This window comes from Peiella sedimenti (assembly GCF_030504955.1).
Classification (GTDB): domain Bacteria; phylum Pseudomonadota; class Alphaproteobacteria; order Caulobacterales; family Caulobacteraceae; genus Brevundimonas; species Brevundimonas sedimenti.
Window position 1 is genome coordinate 459,319 of sequence record NZ_JAUKTR010000001.1, and the last position, 21,634, is coordinate 480,952.

General features: G+C 69.6%; 23 protein-coding genes. 14 read left to right on the plus strand and 9 right to left on the minus strand.

Annotation, left to right across the window (positions count from 1 at the left end; translation table 11 throughout):
- Nucleotides 1-27: 27 nt before the first annotated feature.
- The 4 genes from Q0812_RS02330 to Q0812_RS02345 are packed head-to-tail and all read left to right on the plus strand — an operon-like array spanning nucleotide 28 to nucleotide 3,177.
- On the plus strand, nucleotides 28-567 hold the full coding sequence (locus tag Q0812_RS02330) for a DUF1285 domain-containing protein (protein WP_302108688.1): 540 nt from the start codon (nucleotides 28-30) through the stop codon (nucleotides 565-567).
- Entirely contained in the window at nucleotides 564-1,205 is a 642-nt protein-coding gene (locus Q0812_RS02335) for an NUDIX hydrolase (RefSeq protein ID WP_302108689.1), read from the plus strand. Before Q0812_RS02330 ends, Q0812_RS02335 begins: the two co-directional genes overlap by 4 nt.
- A complete protein-coding gene (locus Q0812_RS02340) occupies nucleotides 1,202-2,410 on the plus strand; it encodes a CCA tRNA nucleotidyltransferase (RefSeq protein ID WP_302108690.1) in 1,209 nt (402 codons plus the stop codon). The genes Q0812_RS02335 and Q0812_RS02340 overlap by 4 nt, the downstream gene beginning before the upstream one ends.
- Nucleotides 2,411-2,433: 23 nt before the next feature.
- Nucleotides 2,434-3,177 (plus strand): glutamine amidotransferase-related protein, encoded by a 744-nt coding sequence (locus Q0812_RS02345; protein WP_302108691.1) that lies wholly within the window; start codon nucleotides 2,434-2,436, stop codon nucleotides 3,175-3,177.
- Here Q0812_RS02345 and Q0812_RS02350 read toward each other — a convergent pair.
- Nucleotides 3,126-3,449, minus strand: a complete 324-nt coding sequence (locus Q0812_RS02350) for an antibiotic biosynthesis monooxygenase family protein (RefSeq protein WP_302108692.1) — start codon at nucleotides 3,447-3,449, stop codon at nucleotides 3,126-3,128. The two genes, Q0812_RS02345 and Q0812_RS02350, sit on opposite strands and share 52 nt — an antisense overlap.
- Nucleotides 3,446-4,318, minus strand: coding sequence for an oxygen-dependent coproporphyrinogen oxidase (gene hemF, locus Q0812_RS02355; protein ID WP_302108693.1), 873 nt, complete (start codon nucleotides 4,316-4,318; stop codon nucleotides 3,446-3,448). Before hemF ends, Q0812_RS02350 begins: the two co-directional genes overlap by 4 nt.
- 79 nt (nucleotides 4,319-4,397) lie before the next feature.
- On the opposite strand from hemF, the gene Q0812_RS02360 reads away from it, so the two are divergent.
- Nucleotides 4,398-5,672 (plus strand): dipeptidase, encoded by a 1,275-nt coding sequence (locus Q0812_RS02360; RefSeq protein ID WP_302108694.1) that lies wholly within the window; start codon nucleotides 4,398-4,400, stop codon nucleotides 5,670-5,672.
- On the opposite strand, the gene Q0812_RS02365 is transcribed toward Q0812_RS02360, so the two are convergent.
- The 3 genes from Q0812_RS02365 to yaaA are packed head-to-tail and all read right to left on the minus strand — an operon-like array spanning nucleotide 5,669 to nucleotide 8,527.
- Nucleotides 5,669-6,802: a retropepsin-like aspartic protease family protein gene (locus Q0812_RS02365; protein ID WP_302108695.1), complete on the minus strand. Its 1,134-nt coding sequence runs from the start codon at nucleotides 6,800-6,802 to the stop codon at nucleotides 5,669-5,671. The genes Q0812_RS02360 and Q0812_RS02365 overlap by 4 nt on opposite strands.
- Nucleotides 6,799-7,710: a 3-hydroxybutyrate dehydrogenase gene (locus Q0812_RS02370; RefSeq protein ID WP_302108696.1), complete on the minus strand. Its 912-nt coding sequence runs from the start codon at nucleotides 7,708-7,710 to the stop codon at nucleotides 6,799-6,801. The genes Q0812_RS02365 and Q0812_RS02370 overlap by 4 nt, the downstream gene beginning before the upstream one ends.
- A 37-nt stretch (nucleotides 7,711-7,747) precedes the next feature.
- Nucleotides 7,748-8,527 (minus strand): peroxide stress protein YaaA, encoded by a 780-nt coding sequence (gene yaaA / locus Q0812_RS02375; protein ID WP_302108697.1) that lies wholly within the window; start codon nucleotides 8,525-8,527, stop codon nucleotides 7,748-7,750.
- Nucleotides 8,528-8,738: 211 nt separating this feature from the next.
- Between yaaA and petA the strand changes: the two genes are divergently transcribed.
- From petA to Q0812_RS02400, 5 genes are all read left to right on the plus strand, one after another.
- The gene (gene petA, locus Q0812_RS02380; RefSeq protein WP_302108698.1) at nucleotides 8,739-9,287 is read left to right on the plus strand and encodes a ubiquinol-cytochrome c reductase iron-sulfur subunit; all 549 of its coding nucleotides are present in this window, start codon (nucleotides 8,739-8,741) and stop codon (nucleotides 9,285-9,287) included.
- A gap of 17 nt (nucleotides 9,288-9,304) precedes the next feature.
- A complete protein-coding gene (locus Q0812_RS02385; RefSeq protein ID WP_302108699.1) occupies nucleotides 9,305-10,600 on the plus strand; it encodes a cytochrome b in 1,296 nt (431 codons plus the stop codon).
- A gap of 4 nt (nucleotides 10,601-10,604) precedes the next feature.
- Nucleotides 10,605-11,468, plus strand: a complete 864-nt coding sequence (locus tag Q0812_RS02390) for a cytochrome c1 (RefSeq protein WP_302108700.1) — start codon at nucleotides 10,605-10,607, stop codon at nucleotides 11,466-11,468.
- A gap of 120 nt (nucleotides 11,469-11,588) precedes the next feature.
- Nucleotides 11,589-12,173: a DUF1579 domain-containing protein gene (locus Q0812_RS02395; protein WP_302108701.1), complete on the plus strand. Its 585-nt coding sequence runs from the start codon at nucleotides 11,589-11,591 to the stop codon at nucleotides 12,171-12,173.
- 100 nt (nucleotides 12,174-12,273) lie between these two features.
- Entirely contained in the window at nucleotides 12,274-13,920 is a 1,647-nt protein-coding gene (locus Q0812_RS02400; protein WP_302108702.1) for a M28 family metallopeptidase, read from the plus strand.
- Nucleotides 13,921-13,932: 12 nt separating this feature from the next.
- Here Q0812_RS02400 and Q0812_RS02405 read toward each other — a convergent pair whose 3' ends face one another.
- Together Q0812_RS02405 and Q0812_RS02410 are read right to left on the minus strand one after the other, a co-directional pair.
- Nucleotides 13,933-14,121 (minus strand): hypothetical protein, encoded by a 189-nt coding sequence (locus Q0812_RS02405; protein WP_302108703.1) that lies wholly within the window; start codon nucleotides 14,119-14,121, stop codon nucleotides 13,933-13,935.
- A gap of 65 nt (nucleotides 14,122-14,186) precedes the next feature.
- Nucleotides 14,187-14,636, minus strand: coding sequence for a hypothetical protein (locus tag Q0812_RS02410; protein ID WP_302108704.1), 450 nt, complete (start codon nucleotides 14,634-14,636; stop codon nucleotides 14,187-14,189).
- Nucleotides 14,637-14,975: 339 nt separating this feature from the next.
- Between Q0812_RS02410 and Q0812_RS02415 the strand changes: the two genes are divergently transcribed.
- On the plus strand, nucleotides 14,976-16,112 hold the full coding sequence (locus Q0812_RS02415; RefSeq protein ID WP_302108705.1) for a cell wall hydrolase: 1,137 nt from the start codon (nucleotides 14,976-14,978) through the stop codon (nucleotides 16,110-16,112).
- 6 nt (nucleotides 16,113-16,118) lie between these two features.
- Here the strand turns inward: Q0812_RS02415 and Q0812_RS02420 are convergent, their stop codons facing one another.
- Nucleotides 16,119-16,328, minus strand: a complete 210-nt coding sequence (locus Q0812_RS02420) for a hypothetical protein (protein WP_302108706.1) — start codon at nucleotides 16,326-16,328, stop codon at nucleotides 16,119-16,121.
- A 117-nt stretch (nucleotides 16,329-16,445) separates the two neighbouring features.
- Between Q0812_RS02420 and Q0812_RS02425 the strand changes: the two genes are divergently transcribed.
- The 3 genes from Q0812_RS02425 (at nucleotide 16,446) to Q0812_RS02435 (ending at nucleotide 20,744) form a co-directional block, all read left to right on the plus strand.
- Complete coding sequence (locus tag Q0812_RS02425) at nucleotides 16,446-17,612, plus strand: acyltransferase family protein (RefSeq protein WP_302108707.1); 1,167 nt, start codon at nucleotides 16,446-16,448, stop codon at nucleotides 17,610-17,612.
- 245 nt (nucleotides 17,613-17,857) lie between these two features.
- Nucleotides 17,858-19,717, plus strand: coding sequence for a phosphoenolpyruvate carboxykinase (GTP) (locus tag Q0812_RS02430; RefSeq protein WP_302108708.1), 1,860 nt, complete (start codon nucleotides 17,858-17,860; stop codon nucleotides 19,715-19,717).
- 4 nt (nucleotides 19,718-19,721) lie between these two features.
- Nucleotides 19,722-20,744, plus strand: coding sequence for an NAD(P)/FAD-dependent oxidoreductase (locus Q0812_RS02435; RefSeq protein WP_302108709.1), 1,023 nt, complete (start codon nucleotides 19,722-19,724; stop codon nucleotides 20,742-20,744).
- Here the strand turns inward: Q0812_RS02435 and Q0812_RS02440 are convergent.
- Complete coding sequence (locus tag Q0812_RS02440) at nucleotides 20,741-21,484, minus strand: TonB family protein (RefSeq protein WP_302108710.1); 744 nt, start codon at nucleotides 21,482-21,484, stop codon at nucleotides 20,741-20,743. The genes Q0812_RS02435 and Q0812_RS02440 overlap by 4 nt on opposite strands.
- Nucleotides 21,485-21,634: the final 150 nt, after the last annotated feature.

Here is a 21,634-nt window from a genome sequence, read left to right on the forward strand (position 1 = left end):
TCCCATTTTCGCTCTAGGGTTCGACCGATGAGTGATCAGCAGCCGAAGGGACTGGAGGGCGTGGCGGCGGCCGGACGGGCCGCGCGCGGCCTGCCGCCGGTGCATCTGTGGAACCCGCCCCACTGCGGCGATATCGACATCGTCATCCGCGCCGACGGCGTGTGGATGCACGAGGGCACGCCCATCGGCAGGGCCGAGCTGGTGCGGCTTTTCTCGACGGTGCTGCGCAAGGACGAGGACGGGATCTATCTGGTCACGCCGGTCGAGAAGCTGAAGATCACCGTTGAGGACAGTCCTTTCCTGGCCGTGCGGGTGGACCGCGAGGGCGAGGATCTGGTCTTCACCACCGATGTGGGCGACCAGGTGCGGGCCGGGCCCGAGAACGGCCTGCGGGTCGAGCTGGGCGAGGGCGACGAGCCCCGGCCCTATCTGCACGTACGGCGAGGTCTGGAGGCGCGACTGACACGGCCGGTCTTCTACGAACTGGTCGAGATGTCGGTGGTGCGAGGCCGGGAGCGCGGGGTCTGGTCGGGCGGGGTCTGGTTCCCGCTGGGGGACGCCGCGTGAGCCCCGACGCCTGGCGTCGCCTGCTGAGCGAGCGGCTGGACCGGCCCGAGACCTGGCGGCCCGACCTGACGGCGCGGCGATCCGATTTCGATCTCAACCCGGACCTGGCGCACATGCGGGGCCGGACGCTGCGGCCCGCCGCCGTTCTGATTCCCCTGGTGGAGCGGCCGTCGGGCGTCATGGCGCTGTTGACCCGGCGCTCGGACGCCTTGCGCAGTCATACCGGCCAGATCGCCTTTCCTGGCGGTCGCTTCGATCCCGGCGAGGGTCCGGTCGAGGCCGCCTTGCGCGAGGCCTGGGAGGAAGTTGGCCTGCCCGCCGAGGCCGTCGAGCCGCTGGGCCTGTCGGATGTGTATGAGACGGGCACCGGCTTTCTGGTGACGCCGGTGGTGGGCTGGCTGGACCCGGCCTTCGAGCCCGTCCCGAACCCGGATGAGGTGGCGGAGACCTTTGAGGCGCCGCTGCCCTGGCTGATGGACGCGGCCAACCATCGGCGCGACTTCTACGAGATCGCCGGCGGCAAGCGCTGGTTCTACGCCATGGAGCACGACGGCCGGAACATCTGGGGCGCCACGGCCGGCATGATCCGGGCGCTATGGCTGCGCCTGTTCGGCGACGAGGCCCGGGAGGCGGGATGAGCGAGCCGGTGCTCCAGGCGGAATGGCTGAACGATCCCGCCTGCGCGGCCGTGTTGGACGCGCTGGAGGCGGAGGGCGGCGCAGGCTGCGTGCGCTTCGTCGGCGGCTGCGTGCGCAACACTCTGATGGGCCTGCCGGTCAGCGATCTGGACCTTGCGACGACGCTGGAACCGCCGCGCGTGATCGCCGCGGTCGAGGGGGCGGGTCTGCGCGCGATCCCGACGGGGGTCGAGCATGGCACGGTGACGGTGATCTCCCGCCACCGCCCGTTTGAAGTCACCACGCTGCGACGGGATGTGGAGACGGACGGCCGCCGCGCGGTCGTGGCCTTCACTCAGGACTGGGCCGAGGATGCACAGCGCCGCGACTTCCGTCTGAACGCCCTCTACGCCGACCGGGCCGGACAGGTGTTCGACCCCACCGGCGGCGGCGTGGCGGACGCCCGCGCGGGCCGCATCGTCTTTGTGGGCGACGCCGAGCAGCGCATCCGGGAGGATTACCTGCGCATCCTGCGCTTCTTCCGCTTCCAGGCCTGGTACGGGCGCGAGGAGGCGGACGCCGTGGGGCTGGAGGCCTGCCGCGCGCTGCGGGGCGGGCTGTCCAGCCTGTCCAAGGAGCGCGTGACGCAGGAGATGCTGAAGCTGTTGGCGGCTCCAGATCCGACGCCCGCCGTCGCCTCAATGGTTGACGCTGGGGTGTGGACGGCCCTTGTGGATAGCCCCGCTAACGTGGCGCGGCTGGAACGTGCGGCACTGGCCTCGCACGAGCCCATCCTGAGGCTGGCGGCCCTGACGGACGAGGCCCACGTGGAGGCGGTGATCGCCGCCCTTCGGCTGTCGAACGCCGAGGCTGATCGTCTTGGGGCCGCGCTCGCGCCGTCGCCGCAGGCGCGCATGGACCTGGATGACCGGACCCTGCGCCGCGAGGTGCATGTGCAGGGACGCCGGGCGTTCCTAGACCGGGCTGTCCTGGCCTGGGCGCAGGGCGAGCAGCCCATCGAGGCGCTGGCGGCCCTGGCCGCCCGCGTGGAGACCGAGCCGGAGCGCCGTTTCCCCGTCACGGGCGAGCATCTGAAGGCGATGGGCCTCGATCCCAGCCCCCGGATGGGCGAGGTGCTGAGGGCCGTCGAAGCCTGGTGGATCGCGCATGATTTCGACGATGAGGGCGCCCGCGCCTTCGCCGCGCAGACGGTTTCGAGTTCTTAAGGCGTGGCGGGTAAGCTTAATCCATGGACATCGCCATCCTGGAGACCGGCCTTCTGCCGCCGGAACTGAGGGACGCATGGCCGGGCGGCTATCCGGCCATGATGCAGGCCCTCCTGGCCGCGCCGTATCGGCGTTTTCACACCTTCAATGTGCAGGAGGCGCCGCCGCCGGACCCGACGCGGTTTGACGCTGTCTGCGTCATGGGCTCGCCCTCGGGCGTCTATGACGGCGATCCCTGGATCGAGCGCCTGATGGACTGGCTGCGCGAGGCGCGCGGCGAAACGGCGCTGGTCGGCGTCTGCTTCGGGCATCAGGTGATGGCGCACGCCTTCGGCGGCCACGTCGAGAAGGCGGCGGTGGGCTGGGGCCTGGGCCGGCACGCCTATGAGATCGCGCACAGGCCCGACTGGATGGCCGACGCGCCGGACCGCATCGCCTCACCCTGCTCGCACCAGGATCAGGTGCTGGTTCAACCGCCGGGCACGCGCGTTCTGGCGCACAGCGCGTTCACGCCCTTCGCGGCGCTGGCCTATGAAGACCACCCGGCCATCAGCTTCCAGTTTCATCCAGAGTTCGAGGCGGACTACGCTCGGGCCTTGGTCGAGGTCAGGCGCTCGCGCGGGGTCGATCCCCGGCTGGTGGACGCGGCGCTGGACAGCCTGGAGCATCCCAACGACCGGCTGATGGTCGGCGAGTGGATCGGCCGCTTTCTGGATCAGTCCGTCTCGGCCTGCACCTTGGCGCCGGCGGCGTACGCGCGGGGCTGAAAGGTCGCCACGGCCATGATCGGCGCCATGGCGTCGGCGACGACGGGCAGGCGTGTGGCGGCGCGCCAGGCGTCCTGATCGTCCCAGACGGCGTAGTTTACGGCGCTCTTGCCATCCAGGCCCCGATGCATGCGACACGAGCGGAAGCCCGGCGCCCTGGCCAGGGCCGTGGCCAGCCGGTCCAGCATGGGCATCAGGGCGTCCAGCTTCTCGGGCGCGACCGTGAAGACGTTGATGACGATGACGGGACTGTCGGACGCGGGCTCGCTCACGGCCATTTCACCACCGGCGGCATAGAGCTGAGGATCGAGGCCACGTTGCCCCCCGTCTTCAAACCGAACAAGGTCCCACGGTCGTATAGCAGATTGAACTCCACATAGCGGCCCCGGCGGATCAGCTGTTCCTCGCGCTCCTGCTCGGTCCAGGGCTCGGCCATGCGGCGGCGCACCAGCTGGGGATAGATGTCGAGGAAGGCCTGACCCACGTCGCGGGTGAAGGCGAAGTCGCGGGCCCAGTCGCCGCTGTCCAGATGGTCATAGAATATGCCGCCGATCCCGCGCGGCTCGTTCCGGTGCGGCAGGAAGAAGTACTCCTCGCACCAAGCGCGGAAGCGCTCGTAGGCGCCGGGCTCATAGCCGTCGCAGGCGCCCTTCATGGCAGCGTGGAAGTCGATGGCGTCGGGAAAGCTCTGCTCGCGCTGGTAGTCCAGCAGCGGCGTCAGGTCGGCCCCGCCCCCGAACCAGGCCCGGGTCGTGGTGATGAAGCGGGTGTTCATATGTACAGCCGGCACGCGCGGACTGACCATATGAGCGATCAGGCTGATGCCGGTCGCGAAGAAGCGCGGGTCCTCCTCCGCGCCGGGGATGCCGCGCGCGAATTCAGGCGCGAAGGTCCCATGCACGGTCGAGACGTGAACGCCCACCTTCTCGAACAGGCGGCCCCGCATCATGGAGGCGACGCCGCCGCCGCCGCCCTCGCGGGTCCAGGGCGTGCGCTCGAACCGGCCGGCCGCGCCCGGATAGAGATCGGCGGGCGCCTCGTCCTCCAGGGCCTCGAAAGCGGCGCAGATGTCGTCGCGCAGGGTCTCGAACCAGCCGCGGGCCAGCTCGCGTTTTTCATCCAGGTCGAGGTCCAGGCTCATGCCGGGGGGCTTAGCGCGACGGGCGCGCCTGCGAAAGGCGGGCGTCTGGTCTAGGATGGTGAAAGCTGGAGGATTCGAGATGATGCGACTGACGACCTGCGCCTCCGTGGCCGCGTTGCTGACGGCCCTGGCTGGGCCCGCCCTGGCCCAGACGGCGCCGCAGAATGAGGCGGCCATCGAGCGGCGGGTGCAGCAGGTGCTGCGCCGCTCGCCCATCATCGACGGGCACAACGACCTGCCCTGGGCCCTGCGCGAGAACCACGGTTCGAACCCGACCGCGGTCGACCTGGCTCAGGATCAGGACGCCGCAACGGACCTGCACACCGACATCACGCGGCTGCGCCGCGGCGGCGTGGGGGGACAATTCTGGTCGGTCTATGTGCCCGCCTCAATGACCCCGCTGGAGGCGGCGCGCGCCACCTTCGAGCAGATCGACCTGACCAAGCGCATGATCGCGGCCTATCCGGGCGACCTGGAGCTGGCCACTACGGCGGCGGACATCCGGCGCATCCAGCGCGACGGCAAGATCGCTTCGCTGCTGGGCATCGAGGGCGGCTACTCCATCGCCGAGTCGATGGGCCTGCTGCGGGAATTCCACCGCTCGGGCGTGCGCTACATGACCCTGACACACAGCACGACCACGGCCTGGGCGGACTCGGCCACCGACGATCCGCGGCATGGGGGACTGACGCCCTTCGGCGAAGAGGTGGTGCGCGAGATGAACCGGCTGGGCATGCTGGTGGACCTCAGCCACGTCTCTGAAAGCACGATGGCCGACGCCCTGAACGTGACCCAGGCGCCGGTGATCTTCTCGCACTCCTCGGCGCGCGCCGTCGCCAACCACAATCGCAACGTGCCCGACGCCATCCTGCGGCGGCTGCCTGAGAACGGAGGGCTGGTGATGGTGACGTTCGTGCCCAGCTTCGTCTCCGAGGCGGTGCGCGCCTGGGGCCTGGCGCGGGATGCGGAGCGCGAGCGGCTGCGGGCCCAAGGCGTGACCGAGGCGGCCCTTGGCGCGGCCATGCAGCCGTGGCTGGAGGCCAACCCCCAACCGAGCGCCACCATCTCGGACGTGGCTGACCACATCGACCATGTGCGTCAGACGGCGGGGGTGGATCATGTGGGCATAGGCGGCGACTTCGACGGGGTGTCGAGCCTGCCGGAGGGCCTCAACGGCGTGGACAAGTACCCCGACCTGCTGGCCGAACTGGTCCGCCGCGGCTGGTCCGACGCCGACCTGGAGAAGCTGACGGGCGGCAACCTGCTGCGCGTGATGCGGGCCTCGGAGGAGGTCGCGGCGCGGCTGTCCTCAGAACCGCCGTCGCTGGCGGCGCGGTCGGGTGAGGGCGGCTAGAACGCCTGGGCGCGCATGCTGGCGAAATCCAGCCGTACGGAGCCGCACGCGCGCACCAGATCCATGCCGGCGCGGCCCTGCGCGTTGGCCCTGTTCTGGCTGAGCACAACCCGCGCGAGGGTGCAGCGGCCGTCGCCCAGCCGGACCGACAGATCGCTGACCGTGGAAACCTGCGTCTCGACCGATCCGGTGACTCCGAAGGAGGTTCGGGTCGCGCCCGCTATTCGCCTCTGTTCCGCCTGGCTGAGCCGCTCCATGGCCAAAGGTTCGTGGAATTCCGTTTCGTTGGAGCCCGTATCCAGATGGAGGTCCAGCTCGCCGCCGCTCTCCAGGGTGATCACCACATCGAAACCGGCGGGATTCCAGGTCATCTGGGCCCCCTGGTCTGGCGGCACGGCGTCCTCGGCAAAGCCCAGACGCAGGTGTGTTCCGCCATCCAGAAAGGCGACGTGCTCGAACGGATAGAGCGCGGTCATGCCCAGGATCGGCGGCAGCGGGCCCATGGACGGGACCGTCAAGGCCGCGTCGGGCAGCACGAAGACGGGTAGGTTCCGCAGCTCCGCCTCGCCGATCCGCAGCCGGTCAATGAGGCCGATGCGGCCCGCGGCCACGCCGGGGGTCGAGCCGCTGATGCTGAGATCGTCGCCCAGGAGCCGAACCCCCAGGTCCGCGGCCTGGCTCTCGGACAGGACGGACACCTCGGCGCCGGTGTCCACGGCCCACGGCATCGATCGGCCGTCCACGGTCACATCGATCAGACCCATGTTGGTCCAGTGGGGCGTCAGGGGAGCATCGACCTGTCCGGTCACGGCCAGCGGCGGCGCGTCAGCCAAGGCGCGCCAGAAGGCGGTCGATTGCAGGGCGCCGGGCGAAGGGGAAGGACTGAGCGCCAGGACCGCCGCACAGGCCAGATGCGCCTCCCGATAGCGGCTGGCGCGGCCGTGGGCTTCGCACAGGTCGGCATAGGCGGCGCGGCGATGCTCGGCGGCCTCGTCTGGATTGTCGGCCAGCCAGGTCTCAACGGCTGTGACGTCCCCGAAGGGCGCCCGGGCCACCCGATCCTCCGGAGTCTCGGCGGGCGCTGGCTGCGCCGCCAGGGCGGCGAGAACGGCGAGCGCCGCCCCTGTCACGCGGCCGTCCAGCCGCCGTCGATGACGAAGGCCTGACCGTTGGCCGAGGCGCCGGCGTCCGAGACCAGATAGGCCAGCATCCCAGACAGTTCGTCGGTGGTGACAAAGCGACGGGTGGGCTGGGCCGCCAGCATGACCTTCTTGATCACGTCGTCGCGGCCCATGCCGCGCGTGCGCATCTGGTCGTTCAGCTGCTTCTCGACGATGGGCGTCCAGACATAGCCGGGGCAGATGGCGTTGCAGGTGACGCCATGCTCGGCGACCTCGAGGGCGACGGTCTTGGTCAGGCCGATGATTCCATGTTTGGCGGCGACGTAGGCGGACTTGTACGGACTGGCGACCAGGCCGTGCACCGAGGCCAGGTTGACGATGCGGCCGCGCCCCTGCGCCTTCATTACCGGGACGGCGGCGCGGATGGCGTAGAAGGCCGCCGACAGGTTGATGGCGATGATGTTTTCCCACTTGTCGGTGGGGAACTTGTCGACGGCTTCCACGTGCTGGATTCCGGCGTTGTTGACCAGGATGTCCAGCCGCCCCAGCTCGTGCCGGGCGAAGGCGACCAGGTCGGCGATCTCGTCGCCCCGGCGCATATCGGCGTTGTGATAGCGGGCGTTGATGCCGTAGCCGCTCTCGATCTCGGCGCGGGCGCGTTCGATCTCGGCCGGGTCGCCCAGGCCGTTCAGCACGACATCGGCGCCGCGAGCGGCCAGCGCGCGGGCGAAGGCCAGGCCGATGCCCGAGGTCGAGCCGGTGATGACCGCCACCTGGCCGCGCAGCTCCTCGGCGTCCGCGGGCCGGGCGTGCGGCGCGCGCTCGGGCAGGGGGCGGGGCGGGGGAGTCTGGCTTTTGCGCAGCCACTGGAACATGGAGAGCCGTCCGGTCGATTCAGGAAAGGGTTTGCGGAGCAAGCCTACAGCCTGGGTCGCGGCTTGGCGAGGCGTCCCACTAAGCCTTCGGCGCAGGCTGGGGCCGCGTGAAGGTCCATTCGTGATCCGAGGACCGGTCGGCTGCAAAGCGATAGCCCGCGGCGTCGAAGCCCTTGAGGTCCTGGGCCCGCTCGACGCGGCGCTCGATGGCCCAGCGCGCCATGAGGCCGCGCGCCTGCTTGGCGAAGAAGGAGAGGACGCGCGCCTCGCCGTCCTTCTCCTCGAGGAAGCGGATTTCGACGACGGGGGCCTTGAGCGCCTTGCGATCGACGGCGCCGAAATACTCCTGGCTGGCCAGATTCACGACGGTCGGGTCCGAATGACCCTCCAGATCGGCGTTCAGCCGATGGGAGATGCGGTCGCCCCAGAAGGCGTAGAGGCTCTTGCCGCGGCGGGTCGGCAGGGCTGTGCCCATCTCGAGCCTGTACGGCTGAATGGCGTCGAGCGGGCGCAGCACGCCGTAGAGGCCCGACAGGATGCGCACGCGATCCTGGGCCCATTCCAGGGCGGGCCGATCCAGTTCGCGCGCCCTCAGCCCCTGATAGACGTCCCCGGCGAAGGCCAGGGCCGCCTGCAGTCCCTCTTCCGACTCGGGGTCGAAGGCGCGGAACCGCTCGCGGTTCAATCGAGTCAGGTCATCGGACAGGTGCATCAGCCGCTTAAGGTCCGGCGCGGTCAGCCGCCGCGTGGTTCTGGCCAGTTGAGCCGTCTGCTCGCGCAGCACGGGCTGGGTCAGGGGCAGGCTTTCGGGCGCGGGCGTGAAGTCCAGACGCTTGGCGGGCGACAGCAGGATGAGCATGGCGCCGAGATAGGGCAGGGCGATGCAAACGGCTAGGCCGTAGCTTTTGCGCCTTGCCGGTTGAAAAAGCGCGAGACGCGCTCTAAGGCCAGCGTGACGCGAGGGCCGGGGGCTTGTCGCGGCCCTTGGCGAGCCCGTCATCCGGCCGTGGTCCACCAACGCCTCGCCTTCAAGTAATCGTCGCCCACGCGACGGCTCAGGAGAACGAACGGTGACTGACGCCCAGGTCGATCCTCACGCGCCCGTCGAGGGTCAGGATCCCAACCGCAGGGACTTCATCCACATCGCCGCGGGCGCGGCCGCCGTCGGCGCCGGCGCTGTGGCGGTCTGGCCCCTGATCAACCAGATGAACCCCTCGGCCGACACCCTGGCCCTGGCCTCCATCGAGTTCGACCTGACCAAGGTCGCCGAAGGCCAGCAGGTGGTGGTCAAGTGGCGCGGCAAGCCGGTCTTCGTGCGCTATCGCACGCCGGCCGAAATCCAGGCCGCCCGCAGCGTCTCCATGGGCGAGCTGAAGGACCCGCAGACCGACGCGGACCGCGTCAAGGACGGCCGTGACCAGTATCTGGTGGTGGTCGGCTCGTGCACGCACCTGGGCTGCGTGCCGACCTTCGGCACCGGCGACTACGGCGGCTGGTTCTGCCCCTGCCACGGCTCGCACTACGACACCTCCGGCCGCATCCGTAAGGGGCCCGCGCCCCTCAACCTGGAAGTGCCCGAGTACGAATACCTGTCTGACACCCGCGTGCGGATCGGCTGAGGCGCAGAGAACCGAAGATGAGCGATCACGAGTCGACCTACGTCCCCAAGACCGCCTTCGAGCGCTGGATGGACAGCCGCCTGCCGATCATCCGGTTCGGCGCGGACTACATGGCGCTGCCGACGCCGAAGAACCTGAACTACTGGTGGACCTTCGGGGCCATCCTGACCTTCTGCCTCATCACGCAGATCGTCACCGGCGTCGTGCTGGCCATGCACTACGTGCCGCACGTGGACCACGCCTTCGGCTCGGTCGAGCGCATCATGCGCGACGTGAACGGCGGGGATCTGATCCGCTACACCCACGCCAACGGCGCCTCGATGTTCTTCCTGGCGATCTACATCCACATGATGCGCGGCCTCTACTACGGCTCGTACAAGGCTCCGCGCGAGATGATCTGGATGCTGGGCGTCGTGATCTTCCTGCTGGTGATGGCGACGGCCTTCCTGGGCTACGTCCTGCCGTGGGGTCAGATGTCCTTCCACGGCGCGGTGGTGATCACCAACCTGATCGGCTCCATCCCCGTGATCGGCGAATCCATCACCACCTGGCTGTGGGGCGGCTTCTCGGTCGACAACCCGACGCTGAACCGCTTCTTCTCGCTGCACTACCTTCTGCCGTTCGTGATCTTCGGCGTGGTGGTGATGCACCTGTGGGCCCTGCACCATGCGGGCCAGAACAACCCCGTCGGCATCCTCATCCCCAAGGAGCGCACGGCCAAGGACACGGTGCCCTTCCATCCGTACTACACGGTCAAGGACGGCTTTGCGCTGCTGGTGTTCCTGATCCTGTTCGCCACCTTCGTGTTCTTCAACCCGAACGCGCTGGGCCACGCGGACAACTACATCCCGGCCAACCCGCTGCAGACCCCGGCGCACATCGTGCCCGAGTGGTACCTGCTGCCCTTCTACGCCATCCTGCGGGCCATCCCGGACAAGTTCGGCGGCGTCATCGCCATGTTCGGGTCGATCGGCGTGCTGTTCATCCTGCCCTGGCTGGACACGTCGAAGGTGCGCTCCATGCGCTACCGGCCGACCATGAAGCTGTTCTTCCTGATCTTCGTGGCGGTGGCCCTGCTGCTGGGCTGGTGCGGCGCGCAACTGCCCGACGCGCCGGTGATCCCCGGCCTGCCGAGCCCGGTTCTGTTTGACGGCGAGCTGAACAGCTACCTGTGGCTCACCCGCCTCCTGACCGCCTACTACTTCGCGTTCTTCCTGATCATCATGCCGATCGTCGGCCTGAAGGAGACGCCGCTGCCGGTTCCGGCCTCCATCGCCGAGCCGGTCCTCGACCACGACGAAAGCAAGGCCTGATCCGATGACGCGTTCCATCGTCCGCATCCTCGCAGGCGCCGGCGCGGCGCTGGGCCTGATGGCCGCCGCGGCGCCCTCGCTGGCCGCATCGGGCGGGGCCGAGCACCCGCGCGACTACAGCTTCAGCTTCGAGGGGCCGTTCGGCACCTTTGATCGGAACCAGCTGCAGCGCGGCTATCGGGTCTACAAGGAGGTCTGCGCCGCCTGTCACGGCATGAACCTGCTGTCGTTCCGCAACCTGGGCCAGCCGGGCGGTCCCTTCTGGGATGAGCGTTGGCCCAACCCGAACGACAACCTGTACGTGAAGGCCATCGCCGCCGAGTTCGAGATCGCCGACATCGATTCCGAAACGGGCGAGGCCATCACCCGCCCCGGCACGCCCGCCGATCGCTTCCCGGAACCCTATCCGAACGCCACGGCCGCTGCGGCGGCCAACGGCGGCGCGGCTCCGCCGGACCTGTCTGTCATGGCCAAGGCGCGCCACGACGGGGCGGACTACATCGCGTCGCTGCTGACCGGCTATCGCCAGGCGCCGGCGGGCCTGCGCATGGCGCCGGGTCAGAACTACAACATCTACATGACGGGCGACATGTCGCCCTTCTGGGAGGGCGATCCCGACCACGTGCCCCCGGGCGGCTTCATCGCCATGCCAAATCCGCTGCAGAATGGCCAGGTGACCTATGATGACGGCACCGAGGCCACTGTCGACCAGATGGCCCAGGACGTGGCCGCCTTCATCGCCTGGGCCTCGGATCCCCGGGCCACTTCGCGCAAGCAAACGGGCCTGGCGGTGCTGATCTACCTGCTGGGTTTCACGGTTCTGACTTGGTTCAGCTACAAGCGCATCTGGCGCGGCGTCGCTCACTAGAGCCCCGGCTCCGACGGTTTAAGGAGGCCCGCTGGAAACAGCGGGCCTTTTTTCTTTGCGCGCGCCATTGCCGAAAAGCACTTTGCATGACAAAGTTGATCCGTACAAAGGGAGGCCGTCATGCACCGCAGGATCTTCGTCGCTGCCGTCATAGCCAGCACCTTGGGCATGGCCTCACCGGGCCTGGGACAAAGCTCGCCGCCCGCAGGCCCTGCGGGATCCCAGGCGCAACGGGACGCGATCGCCGCCCTGAGCTTCATGGACGGAGAGTGGCGAGGGACGGCCACCACCTATGGCCGCGAGGGTCCGGTGACGTTGATCCAGACCGAGCGGGTGGGACCCCTGCTGGGCGGCTCGGTGCGGGTGGTTGAGGGACGCGGCTACGCCGAGGACGGCTCGACCCAGTTCAATGCGTTGGGGATCATCTCGTGGGACGAGCGCGCCGGGGCATACCGGTTCCGGGCCTATGCCCAGGGCTTCAGCGGCGACTATCCGTTCGAGCGCACCGAGAACGGCTTTCGCTGGCGCACGCCAGCGGGGCCCAACGCCGAGATCCGCTATGAGGCCACCATCCAGGACGGCGAATGGCATGAGGTGGGCCACTATGTCGCCGAGGGGCAGCCGCCGCGCCCCTATGTCGAACTACGCCTGCGCCGCGTAGGCGATACCGACTGGCCCGGGGCGGGCGCGGTCGCCACGCGCTAGGTTGCAGCGGCGCCTTGCCCCACCTTAGCCCGACTGGTCGACAGGCGTGGCCGTGACCGTCTAGGGTCTGGCCCTTCGCTTGACCCCTGTTGAGGTTCCCATGCGCCGCTCGACCCTGCTGCTCTCCAGCCTGTCCGCCGCCGTCCTGATCTCGGGGGCCGCCCTGGCCCAGGAGTTCCAGATCAGCGAGGCGCGCATGAACGAGGATACGCGCATCCTCGCCTCGGACGAGTTCGAGGGACGCGGCGTCGCCACGCCCGGCGAACAGCGCACAATCGAATACATCGCCCAACAGTTCGCCGCCGCGGGCCTGCAGCCGGGCGGCGTCGACGGGACCTGGTATCAGCCGGTCACCCTGCGCCGGTTCGAGACCTCCAATGCGTCGGGCGCCCTGTCTGTGGGCGACTGGACCCTGCCGCTGCATCAGGGCGAGGAGGCGGTCTTCTCTACCCGCCGGCCGGCCGAGCATGTGCATCTTGAGGACGCGGAACTGGTCTTCGTCGGTTACGGGATCAACGCGCCTGAGCGGGACTGGAACGACTTCAAGGGCATGGACCTGCGCGGCAAGGTGCTGGTCGTTCTGGTGAACGACGCGGACTTTGAAGAGCCCGAGCTCGACACCTTCGGGGGGCGGGCCATGACCTATTACGGGCGCTGGACCTACAAGTACGAAGAAGCCGCGCGTCAGGGCGCCGCGGGCGTCCTGATCGTGCATGAGACCGCCCCGGCCAGCTATGGCTGGAACACGGTGCGCAACTCGTGGTCCCAGCCCCAGTTCGACATCGTCCGCGCCAATCCTGAAGCCGAGCGCATTCCCCTGGAAGGTTGGATCCAGCTGGACGTCGCCCGCCAGCTGTTCCAGCGCGCGGGGCTGGACTTCGACGCCCTCAAAGCCCAGGCGCGCAGCCGCGACTTCCGTCCGGTGACGCTGGAGGGGGCGCAGCTGGACGCCATGATGGACGTCAGCACCGAAACGGTCGAGACCCGCAACGTGGTGGCGCGGCTGGAGGGTTCGACCCATCCGGAAGAGAGCATCCTCTACATGGCGCACTGGGATCACCTGGGCGTCGGGGAGCCTGACGCGGACGGGGACGCCATCTTCAACGGCGCCGTGGACAACGCCACCGGGATCGCCACCCTGCTCGAGATCGCCCGCGCCTTCGCCGCGGGCCCGCGGCCGGAACGGTCCATCGTCTTCCTGGCGCTGACGGCCGAGGAATCGGGCCTGCTGGGCGCGGAATACTATGGAGCCAACCCGCTGTATCCGCTGGAGACGACGGTGGCGGGCATCAACATGGACGCCATGGGCGTGTGGGGGCCGACCCGCGACCTTAGCGTGATCGGCTGGGGTCAGTCGGACCTGGACCAGCGGCTGGAGCGCCTGGCGGCAAGCCAGGACCGCACCATTTCGCCCGACAGCACGCCCGAGGCCGGCTTCTTCTTCCGGTCAGATCATTTCCCCATGGCCAAGCGCGGCGTCCCGATGGCCTATGCCGGCTCTGGCGACGTGCTGGTGGAGGGTGGACGTGAAGCCGCCGCGGCCGCCAGCGCCGCCTACACGCGCGATCGCTATCATCAGGTCAATGACGAGTGGTCGCCCGACTGGAACCTGGGCGGCATGGCGCAGGACGCCGAGCTGTTCTGGCGCATGGGGCTGGAACTGGCCAACTCGCGCGACTGGCCCCGTTGGGCGGCCACGTCGGAGTTCGGCCCGGCGAGAACGGCCAGCGACGACCGGCGCCGCTGACCGTTCGGAGATTTACTCGTCGGCGGCCTTGCTGACGGCCGTGCCGGCAGCGGCGCCGGCGGCGGCGCCGACGGGTCCGGCCACCACGGCTCCGGCGATGGCGCCGGTGGCCGCGCGCTGTTCGGTGTTATGGCCGCATGCGGCCGCCAGCAGGGCCGTGGCGGCGAGGGCCGTGAGGGTGAGGGGACGGGAGACACGCATTTTGCACCTCGGGGAGGGGTGAAGGATGCGTGTCAAACGGCTCCGCTGGAGGCGGGTTCCAGACCTCAGTTGGAGGTGCGCACCCGCGCGTAGGCGTCATCCACGTCTCGGCAGGCCGAGCTGAGCACGGCGCGCACCTGCGGCCTGCCGGGCGCAGCCGCCAGCTGGGCCTCGCCAAAGGCGCGGCCGCGTTCGACCGCGGGACGCACCAGCGCAGCGGCGTCTCCGCGCGAAATCCCGCGATCTTGCATCAGCTGGGCCAGAGCGGCGTTGGCCTGACGCGTGCCGTCGGCCTCGAAGGCGTCAGCTCCGGCCTGGTCGTTTTCGTAGTACCGCTCATTGGACAACGCGCCGAAGACGCCTGCGCATTCGCCGAGCATCACCCAGAAGGCCTTACCGTCGCTGTTCTCGATAAGGGCCGATCCCCCGCGCGTGGGGTGATTGTAGGTGAGGTCCTGAGCCTGGACGGAGCCGGCGAGCGCCAGAACGGCCAAAGAGCTGATGAGAAGACGCATGACAGAAAGTTCCTGCAGGAAGCCCCAGGGACGTTGTGCCGCGTAGAACGGGCTGCGCAAGGGAGAATCGGCGCCCGGCGACGATTCCCGCGGCGGCCCGACTGCGCGCCGTTCAACCCACTGATTCCAGCGACGGACGACATGGGCCTGTGCCGACAAGGGGTGCGAGCGGCGGCCGCCGACGTTGCGAATCGGCCCCATTGGCGCCACATTGTTCGCCATAACGGCCAGCCTTCCGGCAGCGCAGATGCGCCGGAACTCGACCAGAGCCTTCTTCCTCCGCTCTGGAACCGACGTTTGGGGGCGCATCCTGCCCTCGCCGCAGAGGACGATCTCGTTTTGACTTCCCCCACGCTCACGCGGTCGCGCGCGCGCGCCCTGGTTGGCGCCTCGGCCTTCGGGTCGCTGGTCGGACTGGCTATCGGCTGCGCTTATCTGGGCGGCGCCGTCGCCCGCGCGACCTCCGTGCGCGAGCAAGCCGCACGCATCGAGCAGGTCATGTCCCAGGGGGGCGGCGACCAGGCTCTGACCCAGGCGGTGGGCGGTCTGGACTCCAGCGCCCTCGCCATCGCGCGCCGGCACGATCCCTATACGGTGGCGGGCGCGGCTGAACGCGACCGTCAGGCCGCCCTGATCGCGGCCCGGCTGGAGAGACGAGGATCACCCTCCCAGAGCCAGGCCGCGGGCCTTCGTCCCATTCCAATTTCGGCCGCCCCAGCCTTCAGAATGCAGGGCGCGCTGGACGCCTCTCGCGATCTCGAGTGCCTGACCCAGGCCGTCTATTACGAAGCGCGGGGTGAAGGCGCGTCGGGCATGCAGGCCGTGGCCCAGGTCATTCTAAATCGTGTCCGCCACCCGGCCTTCCCGCGCACCGTCTGCGGCGTCGTCTACCAGGGCTCGGGCCGCCGCACCGGCTGTCAGTTCAGCTTCACCTGCGACGGGTCCATGCGGGGCCGCGTACAGCCCGCAGCGTGGAGCCGCGCACGCCAGGTCGCCAGTAGGGCTCTGTCGGGGGCGGTTTACGCCCAGGTGGGCAACGCCACCCATTTCCACACCACGGCGGTGTCTCCCGCTTGGCGCCACCAGCTGGTGCGCGTGAACCAGGTGGGCGCCCACGTCTTCTACCGCTTCGGCGGCGGACGCCGTTCGGGCGGCAGCTATCTCTATCAGCCGGACCTGTCCGCGCCGCAACAGCCGCGCACCCTGCAGGCGGGGCTGGACGGCGGTGTGGTCCAGGCCGCGTCGGAGCGAGTGGCCTACACCATCCTCCACGGCGCTGCAGAGGCCGTGAACGCGGCCCAAGGCCAAACCTCCAGCCAGGCCCCGAGCCAGGGCGAGGGCGCGCCGGCGGCCCAGCCGCAGCAGGCTCAGGCCGCGCCGGCGCCGTCCGTCACGCAGCCGCGCCCTGCCGCGCCCACCGTCACGCCCGCCTCCACCCAGGCTTCGCCGGCGCGCGCCGAGGCCCAGCCTGCCTGAGGCTGGTCAGCGGTCCTGGGTCCGCCGCTGCGGCGTCAGGTTCTGACTGATGTTGCCGAAGCGGCCCTGCTGGTCCTTGTTGACGTCTGCATCGCCCGGCTGGCCCGACTGGGCGTTGATCTTCAGGTCGCGGCGGTCCTGATCCTCGCCTGACACATCGACCTGCTTCTCGCCGAAGGATTGCTGTTCGGGGGGAATGGGCGGGGCCTTGGACATGGGACGCTCCTTTCGTGGGCTCGGAAAGGCAACACCGGGGACGGCCTCGGGTTCCGGCGCATGGCTTGCAGCCTTCGGTCCCGGACGTCCCAGAGTGGGGCGGCCCAGGAGCCCGCCATGTCGAACCCCGCACCGCCGCTCGCCCCGACCTCCGCGCGAGGCCAGGGACTGGATGCGTTGCGGTTCGTCGCGGCGGCCTTCGTGGTGCTTTACCATCTGGGGCCGACAGCGCCCGTTCCGCTGTCCCAGATCTGGCCGGTCATGGATCGCGGCTGGTTGGCCACCAACTTCTTTCTGCTGCTGTCCGGCTATGTGCTGGGCCGGGCCTATGGGCCGAGGCTGGACGGTCAGCCCGTACGACCCTGGCGCTTCGTCTCGAAGCGCCTGCAGCGGATATGGCCGGCCCAGGCCGCAGTGCTGGCGGGCCTGCTGGCGCTGGTCCTTGCGGCGGCCCTGATCGGCCAGGCGCCCGATCACCCCGAGCGGTTCACGGCGCTGGGGTTCGTCTCGCAACTGACCTTGACCCAGGCCTGGGGCTTCGGCGGCGAGGGCTGGAACGAGCCCAGCTGGACCCTGTCGGCGCTGCTGGTCTGTTATCTGGCCTTTCCACTGCTCTGGCGCGTCAGCCGCCGCCTGAGCGGAGGCCTGTCGGCCGCCCTGCTGGCCCCGCTGATGATCGGCGCCGCCGCCGCGCTCAGCGTCGGCCTTCTCGATCATTCCCTTTACGACCTGCCCTCGGGGATGGGTGTGCTGCGCGCCCTGCCTCTGTTCGCGGCGGGGGTGCTGACCGCTCGCTTCGCCGAAGGTCTGAGGCTGAGCCGCGCGTCCGCCTTCGCCCTGGCGGTGACCGGGCTGGGAAGCGCAGCGGTTCTTCAGGCGACGCCGGACAGCGAGGGCGCCGCCCTGGCCAGCATGGGGGCCATCCTGCTCGGCGTGGTCGGGCTGGACCTGTTCCGCTTCAGGCCCAGCCTTGGTCTCCGCCGGGCGGCCGACCTGTCGTTCGCCCTGTTCATCACCCATACCCTGACGGGCGCGGTGTGGAGTTCGCTGACCGAACAGCTGCCCGATTCGCTGTCTGAGAGCCCTGTCATGGCATGGAGCCTGTGGGCGGCGGGCCTGCCCCTGGCCCTGGCGGCGGCCTGGCTGTTCGACCGGGTTTTCGACCAGCCGGTGCAGCGCTGGCTCAGCGAGCGAAGGCCCCCGGAGAGCCGGGCCTGGATCGCCCGTCTCCGCGCGCGCAGGACCGCTCAGACGCCGTCCGACACCCCCTGGCCGGCGGCCTGAACCGCCGCATCTGGGCGCGGTCGCGAACTGTTCTCAACGCTGGACCTTTGCGGCCATTGCGGCTATGGCGAGCGCGCGCATCGCGCCGTCGACCTGGGCCGCCAGAAGCCTGGGCGCGCGCCGCCGGTCCCTCCGTGTAAGGACCAGGCCGCAACTGCCCGCAGTGTGACCTGGGCCTTGCAAAGGCCCGCACGACCGGATGCCTGGGAAGGCCTCCGGCGATGAGCGTTTTCCAGGAGAGCGTCTTGAGCGACCAAGCTTCCATTCCCGGCCTTCGCCCCGCCCCGACCCGCCACGCGCGCCTGATCGCCTGGGTCGAGGACATGGCCGCCCTGACCAAGCCCGCGGCGGTGCATTGGTGCGACGGCTCGGAAGCCGAGTTCCAGAAACTGGCCGACCTGATGGTCGAGCAGGGCACGCTGAAGCGCCTGAACCCTGAGAAGCGCCCGAACTCCTTCTACGCCGCCTCGGACCCCAAGGACGTGGCCCGGGTCGAGAGCCGCACCTTCATCTGCACGCCCGACAAGGCCGACGCCGGCCCGACCAACAACTGGGCTGAGCCCGGCGAGATGCGCGAGCGCCTGAACGGCCTGTTCGACGGCTGCATGAAGGGCCGGACCATGTATGTGGTGCCCTTCTGCATGGGCCCGGTGGGCTCGGAAATCAGCGCGCTGGGCGTCGAGATCACCGACAGTCCCTATGTGGCGGCCTCCATGCGCACCATGACCCGCATGGGCAAGGCGGCGCTGGACGCCCTGGGCGAGGACGGCTTCTTCGTGCCGGCCATGCACACCCTGGGCGCGCCGCTGGAGCCGGGCCAGAAGGACGTGCCGTGGCCCTGCAACGAGGAGAAGTGGATCGTCCACTTCCCCGAAAGCCGCGAGATCTGGTCGTACGGCTCGGGCTATGGCGGCAACGCCCTGCTGGGCAAGAAGTGCTACGCCCTGCGCATCGCCTCGATCATGGCCCGCGATGAGGGCTGGCTGGCCGAGCACATGCTGATCCTGAAGCTGACCTCGCCGCAGAACGAGGTCCACTACGTGGCCGCCGCCTTCCCGAGCGCCTGCGGCAAGACCAACCTGGCCATGCTGCAGCCGACGCTGGAGGGCTGGAAGGCCGAGACGGTGGGCGACGACATCGCCTGGATGCGCTTCGGCCAGGACGGTCGCCTCTACGCCATCAACCCGGAGGCCGGGTTCTTCGGCGTGGCGCCGGGAACCAGCCGCAACACCAACAAGAACGCGCTGGAGACCCTGCGCGAGAACACCATCTTCACGAACGTCGCCCTGACTGAGGACGGCGACGTGTGGTGGGAAGGCCTGTCCAAGGAGCCCCCGGCGAACCTGACCAACTGGAAGGGTCAGCCGCACGATCCGGCCTCGGGCGAACCGGCCGCCCACCCGAACGCGCGCTTCGCCGCGCCGGCGGGCCAGTGCCCGACCATCGCGGACGAGTGGGAAGATCCCAAGGGCGTGCCGATCAGCGCCATCCTGTTCGGCGGGCGCCGCGCCAGCGCCGTGCCGCTGGCCACCGAGGCCTTCGACTGGGAGCATGGCGTGTTCCTGGGCTCGACCGTGGCCTCGGAGGGCACCGCCGCCGCCGAGAACAAGGTGGGCGAGCTGCGCCGCGATCCCTTCGCCATGCTGCCCTTCTGCGGGTACAACATGGCCGACTACTTCGGTCACTGGCTGAAGATCGGCGCCCAGGCCCCCGACGCCGCCAAGCTGCCGCGCATGTACTTCGTCAACTGGTTCCGCAAGGACGAGACCGGCAGGTTCGTGTGGCCGGGCTTCGGCGAGAACGCTCGCGTGCTGAAGTGGATCGTGGAGCGGCTGGAAGGCCGCGCCGAGGCCGAGGACACGCCCATCGGCCGCGTTCCGACGCGGGAGGCGCTGGATCTGGATGGCCTCGAGCTGACGGAAGCCAACCTCGACACCCTGCTGGACGTGGACGTGGACGTCTGGGCCGAAGAGGCCGCTCTGATTCCGGCCTTCTACGAGAAGTTCGGCGAGCGCCTGCCCCAGGCCCTGTGGGCCCAGCACGCGGCCCTGACCAAGCGGCTTGAGCAGGCTCAGGGCCAGCCCCTGATGGCCGCCCAGGCCTGATCCCATGAGCGGCTCCGCCGGGCTCGCCGCCGACGTGGCGGTGGTGGGCGCCGGCGCGCTTGGCGCCGCGACCGCCGCTGAGCTGGCGGCCATGGGCGCGCGGGTGCTGCTGATCGACCGGCCCGGTTCGCCCAACGCCTCATCGGTGGCCGCGGGGATGCTTGCGCCTGCCTTCGAGAGCGTGCTCGAGGAGGCGACCCCGGAACGGGCGGCCCTGCTGAAGGGCGCGCGCGACCTGTGGCCGGAACTGGCGGCGCGCACCGGCGTGGAACTGATCCGTGACGGCGCAGCCTGGGCGGGTCCGGAACCCCGCAAGATGGCCGAGCGGCTGCGGACCTTGGGCTTCAAGGCTCGGCTGAAGGACGGCAAGGCCTTCACCTCCGATGACTGGCGGCTGGTTCCCTCGCAGGCCCTGGCGGCTTTGATCGATGCGCCCGGCGTGCGCTATCGCCGAGCCCAGGTTGAAGGACTGGAGCGCTCCGGCGATGGGTGGGAACTGGCCTGCGCCGACGGCGAGCCCTCACGGGCCGCACGCGTGGTGGTCGCCACGGGCGTTCACAAGACGATGGAGGGGCCGCGGGCGCTGAAACGCACCCTGGCGCGAGTGTCGCTGATCAAGGGACAGATCGCGAGGGTCCGCGTGACCCCGCCGCCCTGCGTCCTTAGGGGCGAGGGGGTCTATGTCGTCCCTGACGGAACCGGCGTGCTGGTGGGCGCCACCATGGAGCCGGGCCAGCGTGATCTGTTGGTGGACGAGCGTGTGATCACCGAGTTGATCCGTAGGGCGTCGGTCCTGTGGCCGCCCCTGGCCACCGCGCGGGCCCAGTGGGCGCGGGCGGGCGTACGCGGGGCGACGCCGGACGGCCTGCCCCTGGCGGGTGAGATCGAGGACGGATTGTTCGCCGCGCTGGCGCCCCGCCGCAACGGCTGGCTGCTGGCGGCCATGATCGCCAGGATCACGACCGCCAGCCTGTCAGGGCGAAAGCCCGACGAAGACGCCCTTCGCTTCAGCCCGAGCCGCTTCTAGCCTTCGCCGGCGTTGAAACGGATAGGGATGGTCACCGCCGCCCCTTCGACCGCGACGCCGTCGACCGTGCGCGGACTCATGCGGAAGTAGCGCGACAGCTGCACCGCCGCCCGACCGAAGCCATAGCCTTGCGGCGTTTCCTCCGTCACCGAACAGCCTGTGACTGAGCCCGTCGCCGTCACCGTGCAGCGCAGGGTCGCCGCGCCGGCGACGCCGTTGTCGATGGCCCGGGCGGGATAGTGCCGCTCCATCTGCCGCGCCGAGGGCTGCTGGATCCAACGCGGATTGGTGATGACCCCCGGGGACGCCGCCGGGCCGCTGCTCGTGGCCGTGGTGCTGGTCGCGGTCCCGCCAGGCGTCTCGGCCGGCGTGGTGGAGATCACCGGCCCGGTGTCGGTCGGTCCTGTCGTTTCCACCGGCGGGAACGGCGCTGTGGGCGTGTCGACAGGGATCGGCCTGTCGGGGTTGTGAATCGGCGTCGGCGCCCGGGGGGTCTCCGGCAGAGGTTGAGGTTTCGGCGCCAGCCTGATCATGGTGATCGGCGGCATCTCGGGGCCCGTTTGGGCGATAGGTTCATCCAGTTGAAAACGCTGGTGGTAGAGGGCCAGGCCCCCGGCCACGTGCAGGCCCACCGACACGCCGATGGCGATCCACGCTCCGCGCGAAAGCCGCCGTCTGGGGCCGCCGCCGTATTCGATAGGGGAGACAATGCCGGGTCCCCCGGCGACTTTCATCATCATTGGCCGCGCCTTCCTCTATTGCCCGCGACCTTTGCGGTCGTCGGTTCAGGCCCGACCCCAGCTTCCCTAGGGGCAATGGTGGCGCTCGCCTTGGGGCGGAATTCGGGCGACCGGCTTCAGGGGTCGTTAACCATGTTCCCGGACCTTCCG